Source organism: Streptomyces sp. NPDC058459 (assembly GCF_042721685.1).
Lineage (GTDB): Bacteria > Actinomycetota > Actinomycetes > Streptomycetales > Streptomycetaceae > Streptomyces.
On the sequence record NZ_JBHXLV010000204.1, the window covers coordinates 1 to 11,498 of the forward strand.

The 11,498-nt window shown below is 69.7% G+C and carries 9 protein-coding genes, 1 tRNA gene and 1 pseudogene; 7 read left to right on the forward strand and 4 right to left on the reverse strand.

What is annotated here, in order from left to right; translation table 11 throughout:
- Nucleotides 1–300 precede the first annotated feature (300 nt).
- Entirely contained in the window at nucleotides 301–1,074 is a 774-nt protein-coding gene (locus ACFWN1_RS27190; protein ID WP_384367256.1) for a glycosyltransferase family 2 protein, read from the reverse strand.
- A 705-nt stretch (nucleotides 1,075–1,779) separates the two neighbouring features.
- Here ACFWN1_RS27190 and ACFWN1_RS27195 point away from each other — a divergent pair.
- The 4 genes and pseudogenes from ACFWN1_RS27195 (at nucleotide 1,780) to ACFWN1_RS27210 (ending at nucleotide 4,984) form a co-directional block, all read left to right on the forward strand.
- The gene (locus tag ACFWN1_RS27195; RefSeq protein WP_384367259.1) at nucleotides 1,780–2,190 is read left to right on the forward strand and encodes a hypothetical protein; all 411 of its coding nucleotides are present in this window, start codon (nucleotides 1,780–1,782) and stop codon (nucleotides 2,188–2,190) included.
- Between the two features lie 84 nt (nucleotides 2,191–2,274).
- Nucleotides 2,275–2,568: a hypothetical protein gene (locus tag ACFWN1_RS27200; RefSeq protein ID WP_384367262.1), complete on the forward strand. Its 294-nt coding sequence runs from the start codon at nucleotides 2,275–2,277 to the stop codon at nucleotides 2,566–2,568.
- 207 nt (nucleotides 2,569–2,775) lie between these two features.
- Nucleotides 2,776–3,150 (forward strand): annotated as a pseudogene (locus tag ACFWN1_RS27205) (RHS repeat-associated core domain-containing protein); the annotation flags it as partial.
- 301 nt (nucleotides 3,151–3,451) lie between these two features.
- Nucleotides 3,452–4,984 (forward strand): tyrosine-type recombinase/integrase, encoded by a 1,533-nt coding sequence (locus ACFWN1_RS27210; protein WP_384367265.1) that lies wholly within the window; start codon nucleotides 3,452–3,454, stop codon nucleotides 4,982–4,984.
- A gap of 531 nt (nucleotides 4,985–5,515) precedes the next feature.
- Here the strand turns inward: ACFWN1_RS27210 and ACFWN1_RS27215 are convergent.
- Nucleotides 5,516–5,592: transfer RNA gene (locus ACFWN1_RS27215), tRNA-Thr, on the reverse strand.
- 238 nt (nucleotides 5,593–5,830) lie between these two features.
- On the opposite strand from ACFWN1_RS27215, the gene ACFWN1_RS27220 reads away from it, so the two are divergent.
- From ACFWN1_RS27220 to ACFWN1_RS27230, 3 genes are all read left to right on the forward strand, one after another.
- Entirely contained in the window at nucleotides 5,831–6,970 is a 1,140-nt protein-coding gene (locus ACFWN1_RS27220; RefSeq protein WP_384367268.1) for an ABC transporter ATP-binding protein, read from the forward strand.
- Nucleotides 6,971–7,171: 201 nt separating this feature from the next.
- Nucleotides 7,172–7,651: a hypothetical protein gene (locus ACFWN1_RS27225; RefSeq protein WP_384367270.1), complete on the forward strand. Its 480-nt coding sequence runs from the start codon at nucleotides 7,172–7,174 to the stop codon at nucleotides 7,649–7,651.
- A 97-nt stretch (nucleotides 7,652–7,748) separates the two neighbouring features.
- Nucleotides 7,749–8,480 (forward strand): NDP-sugar synthase, encoded by a 732-nt coding sequence (locus tag ACFWN1_RS27230; protein ID WP_384367273.1) that lies wholly within the window; start codon nucleotides 7,749–7,751, stop codon nucleotides 8,478–8,480.
- A gap of 66 nt (nucleotides 8,481–8,546) precedes the next feature.
- On the opposite strand, the gene ACFWN1_RS27235 is transcribed toward ACFWN1_RS27230, so the two are convergent.
- Together ACFWN1_RS27235 and rlmB are read right to left on the reverse strand one after the other, a co-directional pair.
- Nucleotides 8,547–10,268: a DoxX family protein gene (locus ACFWN1_RS27235; protein ID WP_384367275.1), complete on the reverse strand. Its 1,722-nt coding sequence runs from the start codon at nucleotides 10,266–10,268 to the stop codon at nucleotides 8,547–8,549.
- Nucleotides 10,269–10,396: 128 nt separating this feature from the next.
- Entirely contained in the window at nucleotides 10,397–11,335 is a 939-nt protein-coding gene (gene rlmB, locus ACFWN1_RS27240) for a 23S rRNA (guanosine(2251)-2'-O)-methyltransferase RlmB (protein ID WP_384367278.1), read from the reverse strand.
- Nucleotides 11,336–11,498 lie beyond the last annotated feature (163 nt).

Here is an 11,498-nt window from a genome sequence, read left to right on the forward strand (position 1 = left end):
GGGAAGTTTCGCGACAATCCACGCAGAAGCGAACCGTGCTTGGAACCCAACTGATGCTCAGCGCGACGGACTTGGTGACGAGCGGCCTCGCCGCCGGCACGCAGTCCGCGCCGGCACTCGGCGGCGGCCCGCTCCGGGCCGCACCCTGGAGCCGCGCGACCGCTGAGGCCGCCCCTCCCGGCCCGGCGGAACCAGGAGTGGGGACCAGGAGTCGGGACCAGGAGTCCGGGTGCCGCCGCTCACCTCCACCTGCCGGTGTCCTCGACCCCGGCCTCCCGTGCCGCGCTCCGGCCGGGCCGGCTAGATCCGCGAGTTGCGCAGCGACTGCCACACCGCACCGGCCAGCGCCCGCCCCGCCCGCGGGACGGACAGCCCCTCGTGCTCGCGGTACAGCTCCCAGTTGTACGGCACCAGCGACAGCTTGTTGGAGGACAGCGATCCCGCCTGGTGGGCCCGGTACACCGCGAGCGGCTCGGCGAGGCCACGGGCGCCGGCGCCGTCCCGCATGATCGACAGCCACAGGGCGTAGTCCTGCCGCTTCCGCATCTCCGGCATGAGCCTCGTGCCCAGGGTGTTGCGGTCGTACATGGCCGTCAGCGCACCGATGTGGTCCCGCACCAGCATCGCGCGGTAGTCCACCTGCCCCCGCGCCCGGACCACCCGCCCGTTCGGGACGAAGTCGGTGCTCTCACCCTCGTGGTCGGCGTCCATCTTGTAGTAGGAGGTGAACGTCAGCGGCGCGTCCCCGCCCGCGGCGAACTCGAGCTGCCGCTCGGTCTTCTCCGGGAGCCACATGTCGTCGCTGTCGAGAAACGCGACGTAGTCCCCCCGGGCCCGCTCGATCGCGAGGTTGCGCGCCCGGCCGGCACCGCCCTGCTCGGGCGCCGACCGCGGCAGCACACGCTCGTCCTGCCGGGCGAACTCCCTGAGCAGCTCCAGGGAGCCGTCGGAGGACTTGTCGTCGGTGACCAGCAGCTCCAGGTCGCTGTGCGTCTGTGTGAGCACCGACCGGACCGCCGCCCCGAGGGTGGCCGCCGAGTTGTACACGGGCATCACGACGGACACCAGGGGCACAGCACTTCTCCTCACTAGACCGGTGGCAGCTTGCAGAAACCGCGAAGGTCCAGGTCAGAGGTGGTCTGCCCTGGACCCCGGTGGAGCCCCCTGTCGGATTCGAACCGACGACCTACGCATTACAAGACCGTGAGCGATCATACCGGGTGGTGCCTGGTCATGCCACCGAGTGCCGTTTCGCCTGATCAGAGTACCTGCGGCTGGTTGCCCCGTGCTCCCTCGTATTGCCCCGTCCAAAGGCGTCCGGCCACCGGCGGGGCCACCCATGACGACCACTAAGGCCGCCACATGGCTTGGAAGTCCTCCACAATGGCTCCTGCGACTGACGCGTTCTGGGCCACATCACCCCGCCGGACGCTTCCACCGCCGTTGGCGCAGAACGCCTCCCCTTGGAGTGGTATCCAAACCCGGGGTTCGCGCCCGCCGGCTCCTCCGCGCTGCAGTCGGTCTCTGGCAGCCCCCGGTCCGGGCCAGAGATAGTTCTGCACCCCCGCTCAGAGCCACGGTGCATCCGCAGCAATCCCCCTCGTACTTGGCCAGATAGCACCTGGCAGCCGCTGGAGCGGTACCAGAGTTTCAGTCACCGTGCGTGACAGTCCGCTAATATGGTGTCACCGTCCCGAAGGTAGGCAGCGCGTCTGTCTGGAATACGGCTCTGGCCATTTCGATTGCTCCTCTTGTACCGATCACGGGAGGGGGACGGTAGTGGCCGAGCTGATGTTGTTCCGGCGAGACGTGGGCGGGCAGGACGTCGAGCTGCCCGGTTCGACGGTGGCGCTGGAGGTCAAACTGCAGCGGCGGGTCGAGGCCGGCCTGGAGGCGATGCTGGGCATCAGGTTCCTGGCGTCGGAGTATCCGACCGGTCCGTGGTACCGGGGCCGGATCGACACGCTTGGGCTGGACGAGAACGGCAGCCCGGTGGTGATCGAGTTCAAGAAGGGCTCCGACAGCGGGGTGCTGTCGCAGGCCGCCTCCTACCTCTCCTGGCTGGAGTCGGCGCACCACGAAAACGTCTCCGGACTCAAGCGCACCTACAGCTACGACAGCGCGGGGCGTTTCTCCTACGCCAAGGAAGAGAAGAACGGCACCATCGCCGACTCCTGGCAGTACTGCTAAGTCCTCGCCGGCAACCTCACCTCACAGGGCACCGACCCGGGCTGCCCGCGCGGCACCACCTACACGATCAACGACGCCCAGCAGATGACCGGCAAGTCGTCTTCGACGGGCCTCTGGTCCTACGATCAGATCGGCAACGAGACCGCTGCGGACTCGACCCCGGACTACACCCGTACCGGCGAGACGTGGACCGACCACTCGCAGATGTCCGCGATCACGGTCAACGGCAAGACGTACGCGGGTAAGTACGGCTCCACCGACCAGAGCGAGCGGCTTCAGCTCGGCGACACCGCCTTCCACAACGGGCCGCTCGGCCTGTCCGCGAAGACGACCGCAGGCGCTGACATGGGATTCAACCGGGAACCCGGGGCACCTTGAACTCCATGACCACCGGGGGCAAGACGTACTTCTACCTCACCGACGCGCTCGGCTCGGTCGTCGCCCTGGCCGACACCGACGGCAACAAGGTCGACAAGTACACGTACAGCCCTCGCGGCGTTCGCATCCTGACCCAGTCCAGCGAACCGGTCCCAGCCCTACCGCTTCGCCGGCAACTACCAGGACCCCACCGGCCTCTACCACCTCCAGGGCCGCTACTACGACGCCAACATCGGCCGCTTCACCCAGTCAGACCCCTCCGGCCAGGAGCAGAACCCCTACCTCTACGCCGAAGGCGACCCCGTCAACCGCATCGACCCCAACGGCCTGTTCAGCCTTGGTGGAACGGTTGACAAGGTGGGAATTGCCGGAGACATCATAGCTGCGGGTCAATTCGCCAGCCAAGTTTCGAATGGGGACTACCGCGGCGCAGCTTCTACCGCAGTTGGTTTTGCGTCGGACAAGGCATTCACCGCCGGATGTACCTATCTGACAGGCACTGTGGGAGCAATTCCGTGTGCTGTTGGTGGTCAGTTTGTAGGAAATAAGGCAAGTGAGGCGTTCGATGAGGGAACGACATGAAAACCCGCAGGTCGCTGAGCCTGTGCTGATCGAAGGAATCTAGATGACGAACCACGACGTTACATTCAATGCGGTTATGTACGACGGCGCCCTTCGCGGTTGGGGGTTCGGCGTTGTCGTCATAGCGGTATTCGTGATCTTTGGAATTGTTTGGAAAATTCGCAATAGGTGAATAAGGTGAGGCGGGGGTCCGCATCGCGAGCCTCCGCCTCACGTCGCATATAAACCAGCATCTGATCGCCGCATCCAGCCCCTCAGCTCATCAGCAGCCTTGAGTGAAGAACGGCAACCTCATACGACGGTGCCGCTGCACGGCCGACACGGCACTTGGACCGTCGTCCAGGAACTCGAACCCAGCCAGAACGGCGACCGCAGGCGCTTCCGTCGGGGCGGCTTCGAAACGTCCACCAAGGCCCAGGAGGAGCTGGACAAGGTCCGTGCCCTCATGTCCATCCCCGAGGAGGACGACGCCTGGGGCAAAACCCAGATCAGCGACCTGCTGGAGAACTGCGTCAAGGACAAGGACCCAGTCCCGGACTACGACGACACCCGCCGCCGCTTCAAGACGGGGCAGTCCCTGAACTCCAAGGTCACCGTGGCGCAGTGGCTCGACTCCTGGCTGGCGGGACGCAAGCGTCTGCGGCGCGGCGGAGCGACCCGCTACGAGTGCGACATCCGCGTCCACCTGAAGCCACATCTCGGGCACCTGCGCCTCGACAACCTCCGCGTCCACCACATCGACTCGATGTTCGACGCGATCAACGAGCGCAACATCGAGGTCCAGGAACAGAACGCTCAGCGGCGCGTCGTACGCGACGACCTCAAGGCCACGCCGAACAAGGGTGCCGAGAACCGCGCCCGCCGCCATTGGCTGCGAGCCCAGCTCGACGCGATGCCCGCCTTCCGACGGATCACCGGCCTCAACACCCAGCCGCACATCCGGGACACCCTGCGCGCCGCGCTGAACGTCGCCATCGCCCAGCAGGTGATGCCCGCCTTCAACCCGGCCGCGCACGTCGAATTGCTGCCGGGCACGAAGCCCAAGGCCCTCGTCTGGAGCGACGAGCGCATCGCGCGGTGGAAAGAGACCGGCGAGAAGCCTTCGCCGGTCTTGGTCTGGACTCCCGAACAGGCTGGCAGGTTCCTTGACTTCGTCGAGCAAGACCGGCTGTACGTGCTCTGGCGGATCATCGCCTTCCGGGGCACACGGCGCGGCGAAGGGTGCGGCGTCCGCCGGGAAGACCACTCGGCCAAGGCACGCTCACTCGCCATCGCCACCCAGCTCGTGCAGGACGGCTGGGAGGTCCACCAGGGCGCCCCGAAGACCGACAGCGGTATCCGCCTGATCGCCCTCGACGAGGAGACGAACCGGGACCTCCTGTCTCACAAGGTCCGCCAGGAACAGGAACGGGAGGCGTGGGGCGAGGGCTGGCAGGACACCAGTCGGATCTTCACCCAGGAGGACGGGTCCCTTCTCCACCCAGGCAAGATCAGCGACCTTTTCGAGCGCTTGGTGGAAGCCACCGGCCTTCCTCCGATCCGGCTCCACGATCTTCGCCACGTCGCAGCGACGCTGATGCTCGCCGCCGGGGTCGACATCAAGGTGGTCTCCGAGACGCTCGGCCACTCGGACACGCGGATCACCCGGGACATCTACCAATCGGTCCTTGACGACCTCGCTCGTGACGCCGCCGAGAAGGTCGTCCAGCTCGTGCCGCACGCCCGGAGGCCCCTGGCGGCGGTGAAGGACGGGGAGTCGACAGCCTCTCCGCGCCGGCCGAGGATGACACCTCCGCGCAAGAGCAACGAGGCCAAGGAAGAACGCTCCGCCTGAATAGGCGTGAAGGAGCCCCGGTCAGCGGCTATCTGACCGGGGCTCCGGCATGTGATGGGCATCACGCACTAGGTGCAGGCCACTGGGGATCGCCAACCACCCCTGAGCGAGCGAGCAGCGCACCGGCTGATTGCCGGCCTCAGCCGGTGCAATCCCCTCCCGCCCTCCGTTCACTCTCGCCGTAGCGGGAGGGAAGGCTCTGCGCTCCTGCGGCTTAACGCGCAGAGGCATCCCAAGCGACGGCTAGGACCCACGCCACCCACCCCACCCCAAGACTGCTGGCCCTGTCCGGAAGCCTTCACTCATGGCCCCGCGTGACGACGGCTTGTAGGGATGGAACAACAGCAGAGCGCCGCGCAGCGGCCCCCCGGCAACGCTCTCGGCCACCGTCACTACACGCCGTTTGCACGATTGGCCACCGCACGGCCACCGGAGGCCCCATTCCGGAGACTCCAGGCTGAAACGCCAACAGATCCAAGGTCACTAAAAGGAAAAAACCCCCGGTCACGGGCTATGTGACCTGGGGTTTCGTGGAGCCCCCTGTCGGATTCGAACCGACGACCTACGCATTACAAGTGCGTTGCTCTGGCCAGCTGAGCTAAGGAGGCGGGGACGGGCCCGTGGGGTCCGCGCCCGTGAAGTGTACCCATGCGGGGGCGTGGGAGGGCCGGGGGAAATTCGGGGGCGCCCGGGTACTGACAGGGCAGGTCGGCGGCGGGTACGGTCCTGAGCGGGTGCATCTGGGTGAACCGTCAAGAACCACCTGAACCACCTGCACCACCTGCACCACCTTCCTACAACGGATCGTCCGGCACGTTCCTGCCGGTGGAAAGGGGCCCCTTCACCATGGCCACTGTCACGTTCGACAAAGCGACCCGGATCTACCCGGGGTCGACCAAGCCCGCCGTCGACGCCCTGGAGATCGCCATCGAGGACGGCGAGTTCCTCGTCCTCGTCGGCCCGTCCGGCTGCGGCAAGTCCACCTCGCTCCGCATGCTCGCGGGGCTCGAGGACGTCAACGGCGGAGCCATCCGCATCGGTGACCGCGACGTCACCCACCTGCCGCCGAAGGACCGGGACATCGCCATGGTGTTCCAGAACTACGCCCTCTACCCCCACATGACGGTCGCCGACAACATGGGCTTCGCCCTGAAGATCGCGGGCGTCAACAAGGCGGAGATCCGGGCGAAGGTCGAGGAGGCCGCCAAGATCCTCGACCTGACCGAGTACCTGGACCGCAAGCCGAAGGCGCTCTCCGGCGGTCAGCGCCAGCGTGTCGCCATGGGCCGCGCCATCGTCCGCGAGCCGCAGGTCTTCCTCATGGACGAGCCGCTGTCCAACCTGGACGCCAAGCTCCGCGTCTCCACCCGTACCCAGATCGCCTCCCTCCAGCGGCGCCTGGGCATCACCACCGTCTACGTCACCCACGACCAGGTCGAGGCCATGACGATGGGCGACCGGGTGGCCGTGCTCAAGGACGGACTGCTCCAGCAGGTCGACACCCCGCGCAACATGTACGACCGCCCCGCCAACCTCTTCGTCGCCGGCTTCATCGGCTCCCCCGCGATGAACCTGGTCGAGGTGCCGATCACCGACGGCGGGGTGAAGTTCGGCAACAGCGTGGTGCCGGTCGGCCGGGACGCGCTCTCGGCCGCCGCCGACCGGGGTGACACCACCGTGACGGTCGGCGTCCGCCCCGAGCACTTCGACGTGGTCGAGCTGGGCGGCGGCGCGGCGGCCACCACGCTGACCAAGGACAGCGCCGACGCCCCGGCCGGCCTCGCCGTCTCGGTGAACGTCGTCGAGGAGCTGGGCGCCGACGGTTACGTCTACGGCGCCGCCGAGGTCGGCGGGAACGTGCGGGACCTCGTCGTCCGGGTGAACGGCCGCCAGGTGCCGGAGAAGGGCTCCACGCTGCACGTCGTGCCGCGGCCGGGCGAGATCCACATCTTCTCGACCTCCACGGGCGAGCGCCTCTCCGACTGACCGGGGCGCGGGAAAGTTCTACGGGAGGGGGTCCTGCGGGCCCCCTCCCGCCATACCCCGGTACGGTTGGGCGGATATCCCGGCACAGGGATCAATTCGGGCGGCCGACGTCAACCCCCCACCCAGAAAGCAGCACGACTTCATCCCCCGTAAGGGTGACTAAATGTCGCCAAATCATCACCGGGCGCTACCCTCACTCGCGTGACGCACTCCACCATCCCTCAGACGCGACGCGGCCACCGGGGCGGCCCTGCCCGCCGGGTCGGCCGCACTCTCGCCCTCGTCCTGCCCGTCGTCCTGGTGCTCTCCGGAACCCTCGCGGTCACGCGGGTCAACTGGTCCGGGAGCGCCGAAGGCTCGGTGCTCACCGCCTCGGACGTCGCCCAGGTCCCCGCGAAGGCCGGCCCCGGCCGTACGGTCACCGTCAAGAAGGCGGCGCCCCAGGACATCCTGCGCGAACGGCTGCTGACCGAGCTTCAGGACAAGAACCCCGGCGTGGTCCTCACCCACCTCCAGCAGGCGGTCAACGGCCACCCGGCGCTCGCCGGGCACTGCACCTCGATCGCCCGCACCCTGGGCCGCGCCGCGGTCCGCCGCTACGGCGCCTCCCGCGCCCAGTCCTACGCCCGTCCGGTGTGCGACACCTCGTTCGCGACGGGTGTGCTGGCGGCGCACAGCTGACCGGCGCACGGCTCACCGCACCACCCCCGACAGTGCCCCCACGCGCGGCCCTGTCGTGCCCCTGGTCTCCGCCGGGGCGCCACGTACAGTTCGGGGCATGACCCATCCGAACGTCGCTGCGCGCCCCACCCAAGCCGTCGTCCTGGCCGGCGGCCAGGGCTCCCGGCTGCGCCCCTACACGGACGACCGGCCCAAGCCGATGGTCGAGATCCCCGGCACGGGTACCCCGATCATCGGCCACCAGCTCAACTGGCTGGCCGAAGAGGGCGTCACCGACGTGGTGGTCTCCTGCGGCCATCTCGCCGAGGTCCTCGAGAAGTGGCTGGCCACCGCCGACCTGCCGCTGTCCGTCACCACCGTCGTGGAGACCGAGCCCCTCGGCCGCGGCGGCGGCCTGAAGTACGCCGCCGCGCGCCTCCCCCACCCCGACAGGCCCTGGTACGCCACCAACGGCGACATCTGGACCCGCTTCTCCCTGCGGGACATGGCCGACTTCCACACCGAGCGGGACGCGGTGGCCACCCTCGCGCTGGCCCGGCCGCGCATCCCCTGGGGCGCCGTGCGCACGGACGGCTTCGGGCACATCACGGACTTCATCGAGGCCCCGCCGTCCACCGTCGAGATCAACGCCGGTGTGTACGTGTTCTCCCCCGAGTTCCGCGACCTGCTGCCCGACCGCGGCGACCATGAGCGCGCCACGTTCCCCCGCCTCGCCCGAGAGCGCAAGCTCGCCGGCTTCCCGCTGCCGCAGGGCTCGTACTGGCGGGCCATCGACACGGTCAAGGACCTGACCGAGGCCGCCAAGGAACTGGACGCGAACAGGGCATAGCCCACGCCACACACCGAAGGGCCCCGTACCTCACCGTGAGGTACGGGGCCCTTGGCGTGCCCGGGGTCAGTTGCCGAACAGGCCGCCCACCAGGCCCGGCTGGCCGGTGGAGGAGCCGCCCGCGTCGCTTCCGCCGCCCGCGTCCGTGCCGCCGCCGCCCGTGGTGCCCGAGCCGGTGCCGCCCGTCGCGGTACCGCCCGCGCTGCTCGGACCCGCCGTGGTGCTGGGCGCACCGGCGCCCCCGGTGGTCGGGATGGTCCGCCGGGGCGGGGCCTGGCCCGTGGTGCCCTGGGTCTGACTGGGCGCCGCCGGAGCCGTACCGGCCGTACGGCCGGCGCCCGGGGTGCCTGCCGCGCGGGACGGGCTCGCCCCGGCCGAGGCACTCCCCGTGGGCGAGCTGGACGGGGACGGGCTGGCCTGCCTGCGCGGGGCACCCGGCTCTGAAGGCAGCGGCGAACCGGGCATGTTGTTGCGCGGCGCCTCACCAGGACCGGGTACGACCACCCGGCTCGCGTCGCGCACCGCACCGCCGAGCAGCGAGCCGACCAGCAGGGTCAGCCCGACCGTGACGGCCGTGATCAGCGCGCCCCGGCGCAGTACGTACCGGCGCAGGTCCCAGAGGGCGGCGCGCGGGCCGAGGGTGCGCCAGGCGCTGCCCGCGAGCCTGCCGTCCACGGAGTAGACCGGGGCGCCCGCGATGACCAGCGGGGACCAGGCGGCCAGGTAGATGATGTCGGGCGCGTCGTAGGCCGGGACCGTCTTCCAGCTGACGGTGACGATGAGCGCGGCCGAGAGCAGCGCGCCCACCGCTGCGGCGACCCGCTGCCAGCAGCCGAGGATCGTCAGCACACCGACCACGACCTGCAGGAAGGCGATGACCAGCCCCGAGCCCACCGGGTGGTGCAGCGCGAACTGGCGCAGCGGTTCGGCCACGTCCCACGGGTGCAGGGTGTTGAGCCACTTGACCATGGAGCCGCGCTCGCCGCCGTCGAAGTAGACGGGGTCGCACAGCTTGCCCATCCCGGCGTAGATCGAGATGAAGCCGAGGAAGACGCGCAGCGGGAGCAGGACGACGCCGAGGTTCATCCGGCGCCCGGGGTAGTACGCGTGCCGCGCCGGGTCGTCGCCGTGCCGCCTGGCGGCCCGGCCGCCGGAGGGACGGACGGGCGGCTCGCCGGGGCCGAACTCGTCGCCCACGTACGGAGGTTCGCCGTACGACGGGTCGCCGTACGACGGGTCCTCGTACGGCGGGTCGTCGTAGGCGCTGCCGACCGGGCTCATGTGGGGCAGCAGCCGGGTGCCGCCGTCCGGGCCGGTGCGCTGGTGGCCGAGGACGGGGGTCTCGACGGTCGCGTCGAGCCGGTCGTAGGCGTCCGCGTAGCCGGAGTGGTCCGCGTCGAGGCGCGGGATGGCCCGGGTGGCACGGGCCGGCTCGTCGGGGTGGCGGACGCTGCTGCCCCGGACGGCCTGGAGCAGGCGGTGGGTGCCGGTGTCGTCGGGCGCGGACCGGCCGCTCCAGACGACCGGGCGGCGCCGGCCCGCGACCCCGCCCCCCGTGCCGGCGGCGGACATCCGGGCGGTGTCCTGGCCGGCGCTCAGAAGCCGGGCGACTCTGGGGGATTGGGCGCGCCTGCCCGCCGACCCCAGCTGCACGCGGAAGCTGGCGTGATTGACGATGACCTGCGCCGGATCGCTCGGCACCTTCACCATGCTCAGCGCGGGAGCGTCGTCGAATCCCGACGAGCGGTCCCCCGTGGGCGTGCGGGGTGTTCTGGTGTCCACACTCATCTAACCGAGTGACGCCGAGTTAGGACACTGCTTTGACCGGCCCGATGTGTCCGGACCGCGTCAAAGTCGTAGTGAACGCCGGGTGCCACCCGGAGTTACCTCATCCGGGTGGTTTACCGAACGTACGTTCAGGAGCGGCGGCGGGAGGTCTCGTACAGCACGACACCGGCCGCGACACCGGCGTTGAGGGACTCCGCGCCACCCGGCATGGGGATGCGCACCCGGTGGTCACAGGTCTCGCCGACCAGCCGGGAGAGGCCCTTGCCCTCGCTGCCGACCACGATGACGACCGGACCGGACAGCGCCGCCAGGTCGCCCACCTCGGCCTCGCCGTCGGCGGCCAGGCCGACCACGGTGATCCCGGCCTTCTTGTACTGCTCCAGGGTCCGGGTGAGGTTGGTGGCGCGGGCGACCGGCGTACGCGCGGCCGCACCGGCCGACGACTTCCAGGCACCGGCGCTCATGCCGGCCGAGCGGCGCTCGGGCACGACCACGCCGTGACCGCCGAAGGCGGAGACGGAGCGGACGACGGCACCGAGGTTGCGCGGGTCGGTGACACCGTCGAGGGCGACGATCAGCGGGTCCTCACCCTTGTCGTAGGCGGCCGCGGGCAGGTCCTCGGGGTGCGCGTACTCGTACGGCGGGACCTGGAGGACGAGGCCCTGGTGGTTCAGGCCGTTCGTCATGCGGTCAAGCTCGGGGCGCGGGGCCTCCATCAGGTGGATGTTGCCGCGCTCGGCGGCGAGCTGGAGGGCCTCGCGGACGCGCTCGTCGTTGTCGATGAACTGCTGGACGTAGAGCATGGTGGCGGGCACACCGTCGCGCAGCGCCTCGTACACCGGGTTGCGGCCCACGACCAGCTCGGAGGAGGAGCGGCCGGCGCCCTTGCGCTGCTGCGGACGGCCCTGGGCGCGGCGGACCTTGGCGGCGGCGGCGCGCTGCTTGGCGTGGCCCTTGCGTGCCTCGGCGGGCGGCGTGGGGCCCTTGCCCTCCAGGCCACGGCGCCGCTGTCCGCCGCTGCCGACCTGGGCACCCTTCTTGCCTGACATGCGGCGGTTGTTCGCCATGAGTTACCCGTCTCCGTAAGCGTTCGTACGTATGTATGCAGTGTGCCGCCCGGCTCGCCGGGCGGCCCACACGGTCAGGCCCGGCGCCGGCCGCGCCGAGCCCGGGCCCGGTGGGGTATAAACAAAAACCAGCCCCCCAGACAATCGCAGATGGGGTGTTGCG